Source organism: Streptomyces luteosporeus (assembly GCF_039532865.1).
Classification (GTDB): domain Bacteria; phylum Actinomycetota; class Actinomycetes; order Streptomycetales; family Streptomycetaceae; genus Streptomyces; species Streptomyces luteosporeus.
Genome location: NZ_BAAASL010000013.1, coordinates 123,728 through 141,576, shown reverse-complemented (window position 1 = coordinate 141,576; position 17,849 = coordinate 123,728). Strand labels below are relative to the sequence as shown.

16 protein-coding genes are annotated in these 17,849 nt (G+C 74.1%); 7 read left to right on the top strand and 9 right to left on the bottom strand.

What is annotated here, in order from left to right:
- Positions 1-2 precede the first annotated feature (2 nt).
- The 6 genes from ABD361_RS18840 to bla form a co-directional block, all read right to left on the bottom strand.
- Entirely contained in the window at positions 3-878 is an 876-nt protein-coding gene (locus ABD361_RS18840) for an aldo/keto reductase (RefSeq protein ID WP_344436570.1), read from the bottom strand.
- A gap of 39 nt (positions 879-917) precedes the next feature.
- A complete protein-coding gene (locus ABD361_RS18835; RefSeq protein WP_344436569.1) occupies positions 918-2,534 on the bottom strand; it encodes an FAD-binding oxidoreductase in 1,617 nt (538 codons plus the stop codon).
- Between the two features lie 164 nt (positions 2,535-2,698).
- Complete coding sequence (locus ABD361_RS18830) at positions 2,699-3,139, bottom strand: nitroreductase family deazaflavin-dependent oxidoreductase (protein ID WP_344436568.1); 441 nt, start codon at positions 3,137-3,139, stop codon at positions 2,699-2,701.
- A gap of 269 nt (positions 3,140-3,408) precedes the next feature.
- Positions 3,409-3,909 carry a hypothetical protein gene (locus ABD361_RS18825; RefSeq protein WP_344436567.1) on the bottom strand — a complete coding sequence of 167 codons (501 nt, stop codon included), beginning with the start codon at positions 3,907-3,909 and terminating at the stop codon, positions 3,409-3,411.
- Positions 3,906-6,377: a molybdopterin oxidoreductase family protein gene (locus ABD361_RS18820; RefSeq protein WP_344436566.1), complete on the bottom strand. Its 2,472-nt coding sequence runs from the start codon at positions 6,375-6,377 to the stop codon at positions 3,906-3,908. Before ABD361_RS18820 ends, ABD361_RS18825 begins: the two co-directional genes overlap by 4 nt.
- 107 nt (positions 6,378-6,484) lie before the next feature.
- Positions 6,485-7,405, bottom strand: coding sequence for a class A beta-lactamase (gene bla, locus ABD361_RS18815; RefSeq protein WP_344436565.1), 921 nt, complete (start codon positions 7,403-7,405; stop codon positions 6,485-6,487).
- A 164-nt stretch (positions 7,406-7,569) separates the two neighbouring features.
- Between bla and ABD361_RS18810 the strand changes: the two genes are divergently transcribed.
- Together ABD361_RS18810 and ABD361_RS18805 are read left to right on the top strand one after the other, a co-directional pair.
- Positions 7,570-8,472 (top strand): LysR family transcriptional regulator, encoded by a 903-nt coding sequence (locus ABD361_RS18810; RefSeq protein ID WP_344436564.1) that lies wholly within the window; start codon positions 7,570-7,572, stop codon positions 8,470-8,472.
- Positions 8,469-9,371, top strand: coding sequence for a serine hydrolase (locus tag ABD361_RS18805; RefSeq protein ID WP_344436563.1), 903 nt, complete (start codon positions 8,469-8,471; stop codon positions 9,369-9,371). Before ABD361_RS18810 ends, ABD361_RS18805 begins: the two co-directional genes overlap by 4 nt.
- Before the next feature lie 21 nt (positions 9,372-9,392).
- On the opposite strand, the gene ABD361_RS18800 is transcribed toward ABD361_RS18805, so the two are convergent.
- From ABD361_RS18800 to ABD361_RS18790, 3 genes are read right to left on the bottom strand one after another with little or no spacing between them, the layout of a single operon-like run.
- Positions 9,393-10,193, bottom strand: coding sequence for an ABC transporter ATP-binding protein (locus ABD361_RS18800; RefSeq protein ID WP_344436562.1), 801 nt, complete (start codon positions 10,191-10,193; stop codon positions 9,393-9,395).
- An 8-nt stretch (positions 10,194-10,201) separates the two neighbouring features.
- The gene (locus ABD361_RS18795; protein ID WP_344436561.1) at positions 10,202-11,281 is read right to left on the bottom strand and encodes a FecCD family ABC transporter permease; all 1,080 of its coding nucleotides are present in this window, start codon (positions 11,279-11,281) and stop codon (positions 10,202-10,204) included.
- Positions 11,278-12,360 (bottom strand): FecCD family ABC transporter permease, encoded by a 1,083-nt coding sequence (locus ABD361_RS18790; protein WP_344436559.1) that lies wholly within the window; start codon positions 12,358-12,360, stop codon positions 11,278-11,280. The genes ABD361_RS18795 and ABD361_RS18790 overlap by 4 nt, the downstream gene beginning before the upstream one ends.
- Before the next feature lie 161 nt (positions 12,361-12,521).
- Between ABD361_RS18790 and ABD361_RS18785 the strand changes: the two genes are divergently transcribed.
- From ABD361_RS18785 to ABD361_RS18765, 5 genes are read left to right on the top strand one after another with little or no spacing between them, the layout of a single operon-like run.
- Complete coding sequence (locus ABD361_RS18785) at positions 12,522-13,514, top strand: ABC transporter substrate-binding protein (protein WP_344436636.1); 993 nt, start codon at positions 12,522-12,524, stop codon at positions 13,512-13,514.
- A gap of 8 nt (positions 13,515-13,522) precedes the next feature.
- A complete protein-coding gene (locus ABD361_RS18780) occupies positions 13,523-14,317 on the top strand; it encodes a 2,3-dihydro-2,3-dihydroxybenzoate dehydrogenase (RefSeq protein WP_344436558.1) in 795 nt (264 codons plus the stop codon).
- Positions 14,318-14,370: 53 nt separating this feature from the next.
- Complete coding sequence (locus ABD361_RS18775) at positions 14,371-15,567, top strand: isochorismate synthase (protein WP_344436557.1); 1,197 nt, start codon at positions 14,371-14,373, stop codon at positions 15,565-15,567.
- Complete coding sequence (locus ABD361_RS18770) at positions 15,564-17,201, top strand: (2,3-dihydroxybenzoyl)adenylate synthase (RefSeq protein ID WP_344436556.1); 1,638 nt, start codon at positions 15,564-15,566, stop codon at positions 17,199-17,201. Before ABD361_RS18775 ends, ABD361_RS18770 begins: the two co-directional genes overlap by 4 nt.
- Positions 17,202-17,216: 15 nt before the next feature.
- Positions 17,217-17,849, top strand: coding sequence for an isochorismatase family protein (locus ABD361_RS18765; RefSeq protein ID WP_344436555.1), 633 nt, complete (start codon positions 17,217-17,219; stop codon positions 17,847-17,849).

Sequence of the window (17,849 nt, the reverse complement as noted above, 5' to 3'; positions counted from 1 at the left end):
CCTCAGCCCTGCGCGGCGACGGGCGGCGGCCCGCCGAGCGCTGCGTACTGCTCCTCGCCCAGCACCAGGTCCGCGGCGGCAGCATTGGCCTCGAGGTGGGCGACGGAGGCCGTGCCGGGGATCGGGAGGACGGCCGGTGAGCGGTGCAGCAACCAGGCGAGCGCCACCTGCGCCGCGGAGGCGCCCAGTTCCCGGGCGACGCGCGCCAGTGCCCCGTCCGGGTCGGGCCGGGCGCTGCCGGCCAGGGGCTTGTAGGCGATGAAGGCGAGCCCGTGCCGCTCGCAGTACTCCAGTACGTCCTCGTAACGGCGGTCAGTGAGACTGTACTTGTTCTGGACGCTGACGACATCCGCCACGGCGCGGGCTCGCTCGATCTGCTCCACGGTGACCTCGGAGAGCCCGATGTGCCGCACCTTGCCCTCGTCCTGAAGCTGCTTGAGCGCCCCCACCTGGTCCTCCAGCGGCACCTGCGGGTCGACGCGGTGCAGCTGGAAGAGTTCCGCGCACTCCAGGCGAAGTCGGCGCAGGCTGAGTTCCGCCTGCTGCCGGAGGTACTCCGGCCGCCCCAGCGGCCGCCACTGATGGGGGCTCGGCCGCACCTCACCCGCCTTGGTCGCGACGACCAGCCCGGCTGGGTACGGGTGCAGGGCCGCGGCCAGCACCTCCTCGGACGCCCCCAGCCCGTAGACGTCCGCCGTGTCGATGAACGTCACCCCCAGCTCGACGGCCCGCCGGGCCAGGCGCACCGCCTTCTCCGGCCGGGCCGGCGGGCCCCAGGCGTGCGGCCCGGTCAGGCGCAGCGCCCCGAAGCCGAGCCGGTGCACGGTGAGGTCCTTGCCCAGGGTGATGCTGCGGGGGACACGGGGGACGTCGTTCACGCAGGTTCCTTCACGAGTGGGCGGGCAGGAGAACCCGGGTCATCCGGGCAGGCGTACCGACAGCGGGTGGCGGAAGACGTCCCGCGGGTCCCAGCGGGCCTTGATCCGCTGCAACCGGGGGTAGGCGTCCTTGTAGTACAGGGTGTGCCACGGCACGCCGGAGGTGTTCCAGCGCGGATCCGCCATGTCGGTGTCGGGGTAGTTGATGTAGCAGCCGTCGTGGTCGGCGTTGGGCACGGGTGCCCCGCCGGTGTCGCCGAAGACGTCGCGGTAGAACTCGCGCATCCAGGTCAGGTGGAGCTCGTCCTGAGCGGGGTCCATCCACGTCACGGAGAACCACGCCTTGAGGACGGAGTCCCGCTGCGGGAGGGCCGTCGCACCGGGCGCGACGCTGTTGATCCTGCCGCCGTACGAGTAGAGGTCCACGGCGCCCCAGCCCTCGAACTTCGGGTCGGTCAGGTGCTTGTGGACGGTGGCGATGCGCTCGGCCGTCCACGCCCGGCGCAGGTAGGCGCTCTTCTGCTTGAGCCGGTTGTAGCCGCCGGTGTCGAACCGGGCGCCGATGGTGGCCTGCAGCCACAGCCCGGTCCGGTGCTCGACCTCCGGGTGCAGACCGGTGCCCTCGTTGACCGCCGCGACGTAACTGTCGATGAGAGCGGCGGAGTCGGGCCGGGAGCCGTCGAAGCGGGACTCCAGCGTCAACTGGCCGATCGCGGTGGTGTTCAGGTGCAGCGTGCTGTACAGGCTGCCGTAGCGGGGGTCGGCGTGATTCTTCTCGTACCACCGGCCGTAATTGGTCACCAGGCGCGTGAACCGGTTCCGGTCCACGTCCTTCCAGGGCCAGGTCACGTAGGTGGTGCGCAGCGTGGCCGGGGGCCTGGGCAGCAGCGTGCCCGGGTCCTTGCCCGTGGCGCCGGGCGTACGGAACAGGTAGCGGGTGACGATGCCGAAGTTTCCGCCACCGCCGCCGGTGAAGGCCCACCACAGATCCCGGTTCGGGTCCTTCTCGTCCCGGGTGGCGGTCACCACCTTGGCCTGGCCCGAGCCGTCCACGACGACGACCTCCACCCCGTACAAGTGGTCCACGACCGCGCCGTCGCGCCGGGCCAGCGGCCCGTACCCGCCCCCTGCGACGTGCCCGCCGGCACCCACCGCCGGGCACACCCCGGCGGGCAGCGTGACGCCCCAGTCGTAGAAGAGGGCACGGTAGACCTCGCCCAGGGTGGCCCCTGGCTCGACGGCGAACGCGTGGTGCTTGTCGTCGAAGTACACCGCCCGCATCGGGGAGGTGTCGACGACGACGCGGACGTCGTCGTTGTCGACGAAGTTCTCGAAGCAGTGGCCGCCGCTGCGCACGGCGATCCGCTTGCCGGAGCGCACCGCTTCCGTCACGACCCGGGCGACCTGCTGGGGCGTGTGGACCAGGTGGACGAGCTCCGGCCGGCCCGCGAACCGCGTGTTGAAGCCGCGATTGACCAGCTCCTGGTAGCGGGGGTCGGCGGCCGTGACGGTGACGGCGCGCGGCTCGTGGGCCGCGCCGTCGGGCTGCGCGGAGACGGCCGCCGCCTGCGGTGCAGTGGCGATGCCGCCGGCGGCGGCACTCACCGCACCCGCGGCGACTCCGGTGAGCAGATCTCTGCGGGTGACACTGGACATGGAGGAACCACCCCAACCTTCCCTGAGGGAATCGACAACCCGGTGGGGTGGTGCACACAGGTCGTCTCCCCCACCGGCGCGGTCCGTTCCGGTGCACCGCCGAGCGGCGTCGCACCGGGTCTCGACCGGCCGGCCCGCCGCACTCACGGCGGGCCCCCGTTCGGTCAAGCGTGCGTCGGTTGCAGGACCACGACCGGGATCTCTCGTTTCGTCTTCTTCCGGTAGCTGCGGTACTGCGGAAAAATGCCGGCCATCTGCTCCCACAGCCGGTCGCGCTCGTCACCGCTCGCGACCCGGGCCACCGCCTCGAAGCGTTCCGCCCCCACCTGCACCTGGACGCGCGGCTCGGCGCGAAGGTTCAGGTACCAGTTGGGGTGGTCGTCGGATCCGCCGTTGGAGCCGACGACGACGAAGTTCTCCCCGTCCTCCCCGTAGATCAATGCCGTACGGCGCAGGGCCTTGGTCTTCCGGCCCGTCGTGACCAGCAATAGGGTCGGCTTGCCGTACCAGATGTGACCGTTGCGGCCATTACTGGCCACGTACCGTTGCACGTGCTTGGCCACCCACCCTGTCGGGCTGTCCGCCACGTCGTCCTGCTCGGCCATCTGCTGCTCCCCCTCCTTCCGCCGACCCCTACCGTACCTCGAACTACTCCAATTTGAGCAACATCCAACTGCCGCAAAAGTGCGGGAGTTTGGGGACGACCGATCCCGGTCACCCGACGCGCTACGAGCATGCGGGAGGCCGATTCGGCCACGCAACGCCCGCCCGCGCCCCGCGCCGGACCCTTGAGCTCCAACCGAGCCCCACCCGAGAACAGGAGTCCGAAGGTGCTGGGTTTTGACCGAATGTCCCCCCTTCGTTACCGGCCCCCTCACGCCTCCGCGTACGCCGCCAAGTGCTGCGGGGCCAGGTTCTTGATCATGGTGTTGGCCCAGCGGATCTGGCGCAGTGTCTGCGGGTGGCAGGACGAGACGGTCTGCAGGAGGCGGCTGTCCTTGGTGGCCTGCGCGGCCTGGGCGAGCATCTCCCAGTAGACGGAGTTGCCGGAGGCGCAGAGGTACAGCTCGCGCAGGTCGTGCAGGAGGAGGAGGCCCGGTTCGGGGCGGTGGCCGAGGGCTTCCGCGGTCTTCTCGCGCACGGTGGCGAGGATGCCGGAGGAGACGTGGCCGGACGGTCCGGACAGGTCCAGGCCGTAGTGCTGCGCGGTGTCGGCGAGCCGGACGGTGTGCTCGTACGACCAGCGGGCGAGGTCCGTGGCGATGTGGTGGACCTCGTGCTCGGTGCGGTGGCGCCGGCCGACCGCGAGGAGGTCCTTCTCCAAGGCCTCCTCCCCGTGGTGCAGGGCCCGCAGCGTCAGGGTGATGCCGTTCACGGCCGGTGCTCCCCCGCGGTGGTGGTGTGGAGGGCGTGCGCGTCGGGGCCGCCGGTCGTGGGCGGGACGCTGCCGGGGGCGGCCGGCGCGGAGGCGGTCGTGGTCGGCGCGGGCGCGGGCGTGCCGTCCCCGCGCTCGACGAGCGTGACGCGCGCGGCCGCGGTCTTGAACAGGGGCTGCTTGGAGACCGGGTCCCAGTCGGTGACGGTGGTCTCGTTCGCCGCCCGCCCGGCCTCCTTGGGCGGCTGGTGGCCCTCGGGGGTGTCCCAGTAGCCGTAGTGGAAGGGCAGGAAGACGGTGCCGTCGCGCATCGCGGTGACCGGCAGCCGGCCGCGGACGGCCCCGCGGGCGGTGGCCACCTCCACGACGTCGCCCTCGCCCAGGCCCCGCGCCCGGGCCTCGCCCGCCGAGAGCTCGACCCACACCTCGGGGGCGGCGGCCGTCAGTTGCGGGACGCGCCCGGTCTTCGTACGGGTGTGGAAGTGGTACAGCGTACGGCCGGTGGTCAGGTGCAGCGGGAACTCCGGCGAGGTGTCCTCGTGCGGGGGCAGGTAGGCGGCGGCCTTGAGGACGGCCTTGCCGCCGGGGTTGAGCGAGCGGTACTCGACGGGTTCGACCGGTGCGCCGGTGACCGGGTCCTTGCCGTAGCTCTCGCAGACGTCCGGGTGGGCCCAGGTGATGCCGTCGGTGTAGAGGCGCTCGGTGCCGTCCGGGGCCTGCTCGGTGCACGGCCACTGGATGCCGCTCGCGCCACGCAGTTTGCCGTAGGTCAGCCCGGTGTAGTCGCAGGGCCGGCCGGCGCTGCACTTCTTCCACGCCTCGAAGGCCGATTCCGCGTCGTGCCAGGTGATCAGCGGGCCGCCGTCCTTGTCGCGGAAGTCCATGCGCCTCGCGTAGTTGAGGAAGATGTCGAGGTCGGGCCGGGCCTCGCCCGGCGGTTCGACGGCCTTCTCGGACAGGTGCACCGTGCGGTCGGCGTTGGTGAACGTCCCCGTCTTCTCCCCCCACGTGGCGGCCGGCAGCACGACGTCGGCCAGCTGGGCGGTCTCCGTCAAGAACAGGTCCTGCACGACGACGAACAGGCGCTCCTGCTCGAGGATCCGCCGGATGCGGGCGAGTTCGGGGAGGGAGACCGCCGGGTTGGTGCCGCTGATCCACAGCATCCGGACCGAGCCCTGCTCGGCGTAGCGGAACATCTGCATCGCGTGGGTGGGCGGGGCGTAGTGCGGGATGGTCTGCGGCGTCACGTTCCACACCCGTGCCAGGTCGGCGACGTGCTCGTCGTTCTGCCAGTTGCGAAAGCCCGGCAGGTCGCCGTTGGCTCCGCACTCGCGGGTGTTCTGCGCGGTGGGCTGGCCGTTCATCTGCAGGACGCCGCACCCGGGGCGGCCCAGCATGCCCCGCAGCAGATGCAGGTTGTTGACCTGCACGGCTGCCGCCGTGGCCTGGTGGGACTGGTAGACGCCCTGCAGGACCGTCGACAGCAGCCGCTCGGCACCGCAGATGATCTCGGCGGCGCGCCCGATGGAGGCGGCCGGTACGTCGCAGACCCGCGCCGCCCAGGCGGGGGTGCACGTGCTCACCCGCGCCGCGAGCTCCTCGAAGCCGACGGTGTGGGCGCGGACGTAGGCGTGGTCCACGCCGTCGTTGCGGATGACCTCGTGCAGCAGCGCGTTGAGCAGCGCGACGTTCGTGCCGGGGCGCGGCGCCAGGTGGACGGCGGCGCGCCGGGCGACGGGGGTGGGCCGGGGGTCGACGCACACGAGCGCGGGCGGGGCGTACCCGTCCAGCCGGTCCAGCATCCGCATCCACAGCACCGGCTGGGTCTCGGCCGCGTTGTGCCCGAAGAGGGCGATGACGTCGGCGTGGTCGACGTCCGCGTACGTGCCCGGCTGGCCGTCGCAGCCGAACGTCTCCTTCAGCGCCTCGGCCGCGGTCGCGGTGCACAGCCGGGTGTTGCCGTCCAGGTGGTTGGTGCCGATGCCGGCGCGGGCGAGGACGGCGAGGGTGTAGTACTCCTCCAGGAACAGCTGCCCGGTGGTGTAGAAGCCGATCGCCCCCGGCCCGTGCCGCTGCAGCAGCTCCTTCGAGCGGGCCACGACGCGGCCCATGGCCGTCTCCCAGTCGCTCTCCACGAGCCGCCCGCCCTCGCTGACCAGCGGCCGGGTGAGCCGGTCCGGGGAGGCGCCCGCCTGCCAGCCGAAGAGGTCCTTGGGGCCGAGCCGGCCCCGGTTGACCCGGTCGCCGGCGCGGCCCCGGACGCCCACGATCCGGCCGCCCGCCACCGCGATGTCCATGGCGTCGCCGTTGGAGTGCAGGACGGACGCCGACTGCACCCACCGCTCGACGTCCCCGGGTGCGACGCCCGCCCGCAGGTGGGTGTCGGTGCGCGCCGGCCAGGCACGGTCCGGCCCGTAGGGCGTGCGGGCGCCCCAGGGTTCCGCGATGCGATCGGTCGATGCCTCCACAGCCCCACACCTCTACCAGCTCCGGCGTCCCGGCACGGGTACCCGCTGCGGCGCCCCGGCACGCCTCACTCGCTCAGCCCGACGGCCGCATGCGCCGGGGCTGCCGGTCACGACAGCGTCCGTGCCACCACCGATGCCGCCTGCGCGATCAGCTTGTTGTCGTAGCCCGCGTCTTCCTTGGTGCGGTTGGACATGATCGCCACGACGACGGGGGCGCCCTTGGGAGGCCAGAGCACGGCGATGTCGTTGCGGGTGCCGTAGCCCTTGCCGGCTCCGGTCTTGTCGCCGACCACCCAGCCCTGGGGCACGCCGGCCCTGATGAGCTCGTTCCCGGTGGTGTTGGTCTTGAGCCACTGGGCGAGCTGGGCGCGTTCGTCCTTGCCGAGGACGTCTCCGAGGACGTAGGCGCGCAGGTCCCCCGCCAGGGCCCGCGGGGTGCTCGTGTCGCGCGTCTGGCCGGGGGCCCAGAGGTTGAGGTCGGGCTCGCGGCGCTCCATCCGGGTGACGTCGTCGCCGATCTCCTTCAGCGCCGCGTTGAGGCCGTTCGGTCCGCCGAGGGCGTCGAAGAGCAGGTTGCCCGCGGTGTTGTCGCTGTAGCGGACGGCGGCGTCGCACAGCTCGCGCAGGGTCATCCCGGTGTCGACGTGCTTCTCGGTCACGGGCGAGTAGTCGACGAGGTCGTCCTTGGAGTACGTGACCAGTCGGTCCATGGCGTTCGGGGAGTATTTACGGAGGACGGCACCGGCGGCCAGTGCCTTGAAGGTGGAGGCGTGGGCGAACCGCTCGCCGTCGTTGTAGGCCACCTCGCGCCCGGTGCCGGTGTCGACGGCGTAGACGCCCAGTCGTGCGCCGAACCGGCGCTCCAGCTCCTGGAAGTCCTTGGCGAACGGCTTCGCGGCCGTGCCCGTTCTCGCCGTGGCGGAGGACGAGGCGGCCGAGGAACCGTCCTGGCCGCAGGCCGCGAGCGGGACGAGGGCGAGCAGGGCCAGCGTGCCGAGAACGGCGCGGCGGGCGCGGGTGTGCTGCATGGTCCGAACCTCCGAGGGCGCCCGGTGCACAGGGCGCATAGGGGACGGGCGGCCCGTCCCGGTGCGTGGTCGTGACTGACGACGACCACCCTCACCGCCGCACGGTCATGCGGTCCAATACGCCCGTGCACGGTTCCATGCGGATCTGACATAGGCTCGGGGCCGTGGATCTGGTGGGAGCATGTCGCGCGTTCGTCAGCGTCAGCAAGCACGGCAGCTTCACCGTCGGAGCGGCCGCCGCCCGCATGTCGCAGCCGGTGGCCAGCCGTCGCGTCGCCGCGCTGGAGGAACACTTCGGGGAGCATTTGTTCGAGCGGACGTCGCGGCGGGCCGTCCTCACGCCCTTCGGCCGGGACATGCTGCCGGTGGCCCGCCAGCTCGTGCAGGCGGCCGACGCGCTGCTCCACGAGGCGCAGACGGCCCGGCGCAAACCCTGGCGGCTCGCGGTTCCCGGCACCTGCCCCACCGTCTCCCTCGCACGCCTGGTCGCCGACGCCCGCGGGCACGACGTCACGCTCGACCTGCGCATCGCCGCGCCCGCCCAGCGCACCGAGCTCGTCCGCACCCAGCAGGTGCGCGCCGCCCTGCTCGCGGTGCCGCCGGACGAGGCGAGGTGGTCCGTGCCGCTCGGGCTCGCCGCGGCCGGCGATCCCGGTGCGCGGCGCGTCTACCTCGAAACCCTGCGGATCGGCCGCGCCTCGACCGGGCCGGCCCGCCGTGTGTGGATCCAGCCGGAGGACGACGTACCGCACATCCGCGACCCGCTCACACGCCTGCGCGACGCCGTCGGCCTGCAACCCGCACAGGTCGTCGTCGGGGCCGACCTGACCACCGCCGCGGCGGACGTCCTGCGCACGCGCGACCTGCTGCTGTGCACCCCCGCGCAGGCGGAGGAACTCACCCTGCACTGGCGGCCCGTCGGCGAGATCACGCTCAGCCGGGGGTACGCCCTGGCCACCGCCGCGGACGGCAACCCCCTGCACATCGAGGCGCGCCTGGGGGACGCCATCGCCCGCTGCCTGGGGGCGTCCACCCGTGCGCGCGCCGCCGGAGGAACCACGACGTGAACACCGAGGCACTGCTGCACGACCTGCGCCGCCGGCTGCACGACGGCGGCCTGCGCGCCTGCCTGCTCGTACGGGACCTGCGCACCGGGGACGAGCTGGGCATCGAGCCGGACACCCCGCTGCCCTCCGCGTCGCTGGTGAAGATCCCGCTCGCGCTGGCGACGGTGGAGCGCATCCGGCGCGGCGAGCTCGACGGGGCCCTCGCGCTCGACGTCCGGCCGGGCCGGATCACCACGCCCGGCCCCACCGGGCTGAGCCGCTTCCGCCACCCGGCCCGCATCGCGATCGACGACCTGCTCTACCTCAGCACCTGCATCAGCGACGGAACGGCCGCCGACGCGCTGTTCGAGCTCACCCCGCCCGCCCGGGTCACCGCCGTCCTGCGCGAGCTCGGGCTGCGCGGCATCACGGTCCGCCACCCCCTGCGCGAGCTCTCCGAGACCCCCGCCGAACGCCTCGGCGCCTCCCAGGCCCACCTGGCCCACGCCCTGGCCATCGACGCCGGCACCAGCGGCCGCGGGCACCGCGTGCCCCAACTCGACACCACCCGTGCCAGCTCCGGCAGCGCACGCGCCTGGGTCGAGTTGCTGCAGGCCCTGTGGACCCCCTCGGCGATCCACCCCGAGGACGCCGCGCGCATACGCGACCTCATGGCCCACAACCTGCTGCGGCACCGGCTCGCTCCGGACTTCAGCTCCGACGCCACCACCTGGTCCTCCAAGACCGGCACCCTCCTCAACCTCCGGCACGAGATCGGCGTGGTCGAGCACGCCGACGGCCAGGCGTACGCCATCGCCGTCCTCACCGAGTCGCTGGTGCCGGCCGGCACCCAGCCCGGCGCCGAAGCCCTCATGGCCCAGGTCGCCCGCGCCCTGCGCGACCATCTGCGGCACCTGTAGCGCGAGTCCCCGGGCGGGCGTTCAGCCGCGGGCGCGCGGGACGACCACCGGGGCGGCATCCCCAGGGGCATGCAGGATGTCGGCCTCCACGCGGTAGAGCTCCTTGACGAGTGCCTCGTCGACCGTGTCGCGGGGCGGCCCCTGGGCGAGGACGCGGCCGTCCTTCATGGCGATCAGCGTGTCGGCGTACCGCGCCGCGGAGGCCAGGTCGTGCAGGACCATGACGACGGTCCGGCCGGTCGCGGCGACCTGGCGGACGAGTTCGAGGACGTCGACGACGTGGCCGAGGTCGAGGGCGCTGGTGGGTTCGTCGAGCAGGACGACGGGGGTGTGCTGGGCGAGCACCATCGCGAGCCAGCAGCGCTGGCGCTGGCCGCCGGAGAGCCGGTCGAGGCGTTCGGCGGCCAGTTCGGCGGTGCCGGTGGCCTGAAGGGCGTCGCGGACGGCGTGTTCGTCCTCGCGGGACCACTGGCGCAGCAGCCCCTGGTGGGGGTGGCGGCCGTAGCGGACGAGTCCGGCCACGGTGACGGCCTCGGGTGCGCGCGGGGACTGGGGCAGCAGGGCGACCTTGTGGGCGGCCTGCCGCTGGGTCAGCTTCCAGACGTCGGCGCCGTCGGCGTGCACGCTGCCCGCCTCGGGGCGGTGCAGCCGGGCGATGGTGCGCAGGAGCGTCGATTTGCCGCAGCCGTTGGGGCCGACGACGGCGGCGACGTGGCCTGCGGGCACGGTCAGGTCGACGCCGTGGACGACGGGCCGGCCGGGGTGGCCGGCGTGCAGGCCACGTACGTCCAGGCCGGGGTGGCCGGGGTGGGCGGTGGTCATGGGAGTGCTCAGGCCTTTCCGGTGGTGCGGTCCGCGCGGAAGAGGACCCACAGGAGGAAGGGCCCGCCGAGGACGCTGGTGACGACGCCGACGGGCAGTTCGACGGGGGCGGCGACCCGCCCGAGGGCGTCGGCCGCAGTGATCAGGGCGGCTCCGGTGAGCGCGGAGCCGAGGACGGGCACCCGGGTGGGGCCGGCGAGGCGTGCGGCGAGGATCGGTGCGGCGAGCGCGACGAAGGCGACGGGGCCGCCCACGCCGACGGCCAGGCCGGCCAGGACGACGGCGAGCGCGAACGCGGCGGCGCGCAGCCGGCGCAGGTCGACGCCGAGGCCCGCGGCCGTGTCGTCGTCGAACCGCAGCAGTTGCAGGCGGTGTCCGGCGGCGAGGGTGAGGGGGAGGAGGAAGAGCAGGGCGATCAGCAGCGGGGTGCCCACGGCCCAGTCGCGGCCGTTCAGGCTGCCGACGGCCCAGAGGAAGACGCCGCCCGCGGTGTTGTCGTTCTGGCGCGACATCACGAGGTCGCCGGCGGCCCCGACGACGGTGGACACGCCGATGCCGGCGACGAGGACGCGGTGGCCGGCGCCGCCCGCCCCGCCCGCGCACAGGACGACGAGGACGGCCGCGGCCACGGCCCCGACCGGGCCGAGCCACCAGTGGCCGATCATGCCGGTCGAGGAGCCGGCGACGGAGGCCACCACCGCGGCGGTGGCGCCCTCGCCCACTCCCAGGAGGTCGGGGGTGGCCAGCCGGTTGCCGGCCAGGGTCTGGGTGAGGCAGCCGGCCGTGCCGAGCGCGGCGCCGACCATGACACCGACGCACACGCGCGGCAGCCGGAACTCCCGTACGACCATGACGGTGCCCGCATCGCCGGTGCCCAGCAGCCCGGAGAGGGTCTGCGACAGGCCCATCCCGGTTGAACTGGCCATCACCGCGAGCGCGATGAGCAGCAGGAGCAGTGGCGCCAGGAGGGCTGCGGCCAGCGCGCCGCGCCGGGGGAAGAGCCAGGAGAGCGTGCCGGTGCGCAGCACGAGGCTGTCCGGCGGGGTGACGCCCTCGGCAGCAGGTCCCGGGGCGGCGGGGGTGGTCATGAGGGGGCTCCGGCGGTGGACAGGCGGGAGGAGCGGGCGATCCAGACCAGCAACGGGCCGCCGACGAAGGCCAGCAGCACGCTGACCGGTGTCTCCCACGGGCGGATGACCACGCGCGCGAGGACGTCGGCGAGGGTCATCACGTCGGCGGCGATCAGGGCGGACAGCAGGAGCTGGGCGGCCGTGCGGGCACCGGCCAGGGCCCGGGCGGCGTGGGGCGCGAGCAGGCCGAGGAAGGCGATGGGCCCGGCGACGGCGACCGCGCAGCCGGCCAGCAGCGAGACGGCGCCCGCGACCACCAGGCGGGTGCGACCGGGGCGGTGGCCCAGGGAGCGGGCGCTGTCGTCGCCGAGCCCGAGCGCGGACAGCGGGCGGGCGCAGCCGGCCGCGAGCAGCAGACCGACGGCGGCGACGGGCAGCAGGGGGAGGATGTCGCCGGTGCGGACGCCGGCGAGCGAGCCGATCGTCCAGTAGCGGTAGACGTCGAAGGTGGCCTGGCTGCCGAGCAGGACGTACGAGGTCAGGCCGTGGAAGGTGGCGCCGAGGGCCGCGCCGGCGAGGACGAGCCGCAGCGGTGACCCGCCGGCGCGTCCGCCCGCCGCCAGCAGCAGGACGACCGCGCTGGCGGCGATGCCCCCGCAGAGGGCCCACAGCAGCAGGTCCGTCGTGGAGGAGGCCCCGCACCAGGTGAGGCCGACGACGACGGCGAACGCGGCTCCGGAGTTGACTCCGAGGAGCCCGGTCTCGGCGAGCGGGTTGCGGGTCGCGGCCTGCAGCAGGCAGCCGGCCGTGCCGAGGCAGACGCCGACCAGGACGGCGGCCAGCGTGCGCGGCAGGCGTACGTCCATGACGGCCAGGCGCAGTTGGGGGTCGGCGCGGGCGGCGGGGTCGCCCAGGAGGTAGTCGAGGGCGCGGGCCGGTGAGCTGGAGCCGGTGCCGACGAGCAGCGACAGCAGGCACAGGACCGGCAGCAGGACGAGGAGGGCCGCGCCGGCCGGGACGGCGGGATGCCCCCGGGGCGGCCGCTCCTCGCGGCGGCCGGATCCGCGTCCCACCCGCAACCCCCTCGTCATCGTCATATGGTTAGCCTAACCTAAGTAACCGTCCGCCGACGGTCGGCCGCCGAGCATCCGCATGTCCGGAATGCCGGCTGCTTCGCATGTCCTTCGAGGAGCGCACGGCGGACGAACCCGGGCCCCTCCTGCGGGCCCTGACGGACGAACAACGGAGATCCCAGGCCATGACGCCGCCGCCCCGCCCTGCTTCCCGATCCGCCCGCCGTGCGGCCGCCACGGCCCTGGCCCTCGCCTGCGGGCTCGTGAGCGCCTGCGGCTCCTCAAACGACGCCGCCCCGCAGGGGTCCGCGTCCCGCAGCAGTACCGGGAGCGGGACGACGACGGTCACCGACGCCACCCACGCGTCCGTGAAGGTGCCCGCCGCCCCCGAGCGCGTCGTGACGCTCAGCGAGATGGACCTGGACTCCGCACTGGCCCTCGGCGTCAGGCCGGTCGGCCTGGCCGCCGGGCGCGGGCAGAAGGGCGCCCCCGAGTACCTGGGCAAACAGGCCGAGGGCATCCCCGTGGTCGGCGCGGTCACGGGCCCGGACATCGAGAAGGTCGTCCGGGCCCGGCCGGACGTCATCCTCGCCGGGCAACTGGCCGACGAACAAGTGCTGGCACAGCTGAGGAGGATCGCCCCGACGGTCGTCACCATCGGCGGCGACAAGAGCTGGAAGAAGTCGCTGCAGCTGACCGCGAAGGCCCTGGGCCGGACGGACCGGGCCAACAAGCTCCTCGCGCAGTACGACAGCGCCGCCGCGACGCTGAAGAAGGACCTCGGCGACGACGCGGGCCTGAGCGTGTCCGTCGCCCGCTACTCCGCCAAGGGCACCGCCGTCATGCAGCAGGGGGTGTTCATCAGCGACGTGCTGAAGGACCTCGGCTTCCGCCGCCCCGGCATCCAGAGCGAGCCGGGCAAGGGCCACTCGACGCCGATCAGCGACGAGAACCTCCACGAGATCGACGGCGACTGGCTGTTCATCGGCACCCTGTCGTCGGCCGGCCCGGACGCCGGACTCCTCAGGACGCTCACCGACAAGCCCGCCTACCGGGAGCTGAAGGCCGTCCGCGACGGCCACGCGAGCGTGATCGACGGCTCCAAGTGGACGAGCCAGGGCGGCGCCGAGGCGGCCGCCTCCGTCCTCGGCGACATCCGGAAGGCCATGGTCAAGTGAGAGGTCACGTGAGAACGGAAGCGGAACTGGCCGGACGCCTCGCCCTCGTCACCGGCGCGGCCCGCGGCATCGGCGAGGCCGTCGTCGCGGCACTGGCCGGGCGCGGCGCCCGCGTCCTGGCCACCGACGCCGACGCCGGCGCGCTGGCGGCCACGGCCGCGCGCGCGGGCGACCGGGTGACCGCGCGCCCGCTGGACGTCACCGACGCCGGCGCCGTGGAACGGCTGGTCGCCGAGGCCGAGGAGACCCTCGGGCCGGTGGACATCGCGGTCAACGTCGCCGGAATCCTGCGCACCGGAGCCGTGCTGGAGCTCGACGACGCGGACTGGGCGGCCGTCTTCGCGGTCAACACCCACGGCGTCCTGCACGTCTCGCGCGCCGTCGCCCGCCGCATGACCGCCCGCGGGCGCGGCAGCATCGTCACCGTCGCCTCCAACGCGGCCGGCGTCCCGCGCAGCGGCATGGCCGCCTACGCCGCGTCCAAGGCCGCCGCGGTGATGTTCACCAAGTGCCTGGGGCTGGAGGTCGCCGCGCACGGCGTGCGCTGCAACACCGTCTCCCCCGGCTCCACCGACACCGCCATGCAGCGCGCCCTGTGGGAGGCCGCACCCGGTGGCGCCGAACGCGGCCGGCGGGCCGTCGTCGAGGGCGACCCGGCCGCCTACCGCACCGGCATCCCGCTCGGCCGCATCGCCGAGCCGGCCGACGTGGCCGAGGCCGTCGCCTTCCTCGTCTCCGACCGGGCCCGCCACATCACCCTGCACGACCTGTACGTCGACGGCGGCGCCACGCTCCGGGCCTGACCCGCCCGGCCCCCGCGCACCCGCCCCGCTCCCCCACGGCCCTGGAGAGACCCATGACTGCCTCCCTGAGCGTCCAGCCCGCCCCGCCCCTGGTGACCCCCGGCGCGGCGGTCGCCCTGCTGGACGCCTACCGCCCCGGCTCGGACCGCTTCCTCGCAACCCCCCGGCGCACCCTGCTCGCCCACGGCACGGCCGCCGAAGTCCCGGGCGGCAGCAGACCGTTGCCGCAGCGGGTGCACGAGCTGCTGCACTCGCTGCGGGAGCCGGCCGCCCCCGCCCCGCTGGTCCTGGGCGCGATCCCCTTCGCCCTCGGCGCCCCCGCGGCCCTGGCCGTGCCTCGGACGGTGCGCAGCGCCCCGCCGCTGGCCCAGGACCCGCTGATCGCGCTGCCCGCCCCCGAGGCGGCGGACGGCGCCGGCTGGCAGGTGCGCGAGTGGCCGGCGGCCGAGGCGTACGCGGCGGCCGTGGCCTTCGCCGTCGAGCGCATACGCGCCGGGGAGCTGAGCAAGGTGGTCCTCGCCCGCACCCTGGAGCTGACCGCGCCGCACGCCCCCGACCTGCCGGCCCTGCTCGGCCGGCTGGCCCGCCGCGACCCCTCCGGCTACACCTTCGCGGTGCCCAGTGGGCCGGGCCGCACCCTCGTCGGGGCCAGCCCCGAGCTCCTCGTCGCCCGCCGCGGCGAGGTGGTGACCGCCAACCCGCTGGCCGGCTCGGCGCCGCGCAGCGCCGACCTGGCCGAGGACGTGCGCCGGGCGGTGGCGCTGCTGGAGTCGCCGAAGGACCTGCACGAGCACGCCGTCGTGGTGGACGCCGTACGGCAGGCACTGGCCCCGCTGTGCCGCCGCCTGACGGTGCCCGAACGGCCCACACTGGTGCGGACGGCGACGATGTGGCACCTGTCGACGACGGTCACCGGCGAGGTCGCCGACCCCGGCGTCACCGCGCTCGACCTCGCCTCGGCCCTGCACCCGACTCCCGCGGTGTGCGGCACGCCGACCGACGTGGCCCGCGCCGTCATCGCCGACTGCGAGCCCTTCGACCGCGGCGCGTACACCGGCATGGTCGGCTGGCAGGACGCCGACGGCGACGGCGAGTGGGTGGTGACCATCCGCTGCGCCGAGGCCGAGGGCCGCACCCTGCGGCTGTTCGCCGGCGCGGGCGTGGTGGCCGACTCCTGCCCGCAGGCCGAGACCGCCGAGACCGCCGCCAAGTTCCGTACGTTCCTCGACGCCGTGGGGGCCGCGCTGTGACCGCATCCGCACTGACCCCCGGCACCGACGCGCCCACCTGGCCGCCGGAGTTCGCGACGCGCTACCGCGCGGCGGGCCACTGGCGCGGCGAGACCTTCGGCGGGATGCTGCGTGAGCGCGCCGCCGCCCACCCCGACCGGATCGCCCTGGTCGACCCGGCACCGCGGCGCCGCACCTGGACCTACCGCGAACTGGACGAGGCCGCCGACCGACTGGCCGCGGGCTTCGCGGCGCGCGGCATCGGCCGCGGCGACCGCGTGGTCGTCCAGCTGCCCAACGTGGGCGAGTTCGCCGAGGTGGTCTTCGCGCTGTTCCGTCTCGGGGCGCTGCCGGTGTACGCGCTGCCCGCGCACCGGGAGACGGAGATCACGCACTTCTGCTCCTTCGCCGAGGCCGTCGCGTACGTCGTCCCGGACGTGCACGAGGGCTTCGACCACCGGGAGCTGGCCGCCCGGGTGCAGCAGCGCACCCCCTGCCTGAAGCACGTCTTCGTGGCCGGTGAGCCGGGCGGGCACACCGCGCTGTCCGAGGTGCCGTGCGAGCCGTCCGGGCCACGGGAGGGCCCGCGCCCGCACGAGCTGGCGTTCCTGCAGCTGTCGGGCGGGACGACCGGGGTGCCCAAGCTGATCCCGCGCACCCACGACGACTACCTCTACTCGCTGCGCGGCTCGAACGAGATCTGCGGCGTGGATGCCGGCACGCGCTTCCTCGTCGTCCTGCCCGCCGCCCACAACTTCCCCATGAGCTCCCCGGGCTGGCTCGGCGTGCTGTACGCGGGCGGCACCGCCGTGCTGTGCCCCAGGCCCGATCCGGCCACCGCCTTCCCGCTGATCGAGCGGGAGCGCATCACCATGACGGGGCTGGTGCCGCCGCTCGCCCTGGTGTGGACGGACAGCGCGGCCGGCAGCGCGTACGACCTCTCCAGCCTGGAGCTGGTCCTGGTCGGCGGCGCCAAGTACAGCGAGCAGGCGGCGCGGCGGCTGGAGCCCGCGCTGGGCTGCCGACTGATGCAGGTCTTCGGCATGGCCGAGGGCCTGGTCAACTACACGCGCCTGGACGACGACACCGAGACCGTCGTCACCACGCAGGGCCTGCCGATCTCCCCCGACGACGAGATCCGTGTCGTCGACGACGCCGACCGGGACGTGCCCGACGGCGCGTTCGGCCATCTGCTGACCCGCGGCCCCTACACCATCCGCGGCTACTGGCGGGCGCCCGAGCACAACCGGACCGCGTTCACCGAGGACGGCTTCTACCGCACCGGCGACATCGTGCGCCGCCTGCCGAGCGGGCACCTGGTCGTCGAGGGCCGGGCCAAGGATCAGATCAACCGGGGCGGCGAGAAGATCGCCGCGGAGGAGATCGAGAACATCATCCTGGCCCACCCGTCCGTGCACGACGCCTGCCTGGTCGCCGTGCCCGACGACTACCTGGGCGAACGCACCCTCGCCTACGTGATCCTGCGCCCGGGCGCAGGTCCGCTGCGGCCCGTCGACGTCAAACGCTTCGTCCGCGAACGCGGCGTCGCCGCCTACAAGATCCCCGACCTCGTCGCCTTCGTCGACTCCTTCCCGCAGACCGGCATCGGCAAGGTCAGCAGGAAGCAGCTGCGGTCGACCGCCGAGCAGCGCTGAAAGGCCCCCTTCCCCATGGCTCTTCCCTCCATCTCCGCCTACCCCCTGCCGTCCGCAGGCGACCTGCCCGAAAACCGCGTGTCCTGGAGCGCGGAGGCGGACCGTGCCGTGCTGCTCGTGCACGACCTGCAGCAGCACTTCCTGTCCGCCTTCCCCGCCGGGCAGCAGCCGCTGACCGGCATGCTCGCCCACACCGCCCGCCTGCTGGCCCGGGCCCGCCGGCTCGGGGTGCCGGTGGTCTACTCCGTCCAGCGCGGCGGGCAGAGCCCCGAGGAACGCGGGCTCCAGCTCGACTTCTGGGGCCCGGGCGTCGCCGACGACCCCGCCGCCCTGGCCGTGCCGGACGCCGTGGCGCCCGCACCCGGGGACACCCTGCTCACCAAGTGGAAGTACAGCGCGTTCGCACGCACCGACCTGGAGGAGCGGCTGCGCGACTGCGGCCGCGATCAGCTGGTGATCACGGGCGTGTACGCGCACATCGGCGTGCTGATGACGGCCGCCGACGCGTGGATGCGCGACATCCAGGCGTTCGTCGTCGCCGACGCCGTCGCCGACTTCTCCGCCGAGGAGCACGCCCTGGCCCTGCGCTGGGCCGCCGGCCGCTGCGCCAAGGTCACCACCACCGACGCGCTCTTCCAGGAGGTCTGA

Excerpts from the sequence above, each read along its gene's own strand:
- ABD361_RS18835 (WP_344436569.1), bottom strand. The coding sequence starts at position 2,534 with ATGTCCAGTGTCACCCGCAGAGATCTGCTCACCGGAGTCGCCGCGGGT.
- ABD361_RS18765 (WP_344436555.1), top strand. The coding sequence starts at position 17,217 with ATGGCTCTTCCCTCCATCTCCGCCTACCCCCTGCCGTCCGCAGGCGAC.
- ABD361_RS18785 (WP_344436636.1), top strand. The coding sequence starts at position 12,522 with ATGACGCCGCCGCCCCGCCCTGCTTCCCGATCCGCCCGCCGTGCGGCC.
- ABD361_RS18795 (WP_344436561.1), bottom strand. The coding sequence starts at position 11,281 with ATGACCACCCCCGCCGCCCCGGGACCTGCTGCCGAGGGCGTCACCCCG.
- ABD361_RS18775 (WP_344436557.1), top strand. The coding sequence starts at position 14,371 with ATGACTGCCTCCCTGAGCGTCCAGCCCGCCCCGCCCCTGGTGACCCCC.
- ABD361_RS18800 (WP_344436562.1), bottom strand. The coding sequence starts at position 10,193 with ATGACCACCGCCCACCCCGGCCACCCCGGCCTGGACGTACGTGGCCTG.
- ABD361_RS18790 (WP_344436559.1), bottom strand. The coding sequence starts at position 12,360 with ATGACGATGACGAGGGGGTTGCGGGTGGGACGCGGATCCGGCCGCCGC.
- bla (WP_344436565.1), bottom strand. The coding sequence starts at position 7,405 with ATGCAGCACACCCGCGCCCGCCGCGCCGTTCTCGGCACGCTGGCCCTG.
- ABD361_RS18830 (WP_344436568.1), bottom strand. The coding sequence starts at position 3,139 with ATGGCCGAGCAGGACGACGTGGCGGACAGCCCGACAGGGTGGGTGGCC.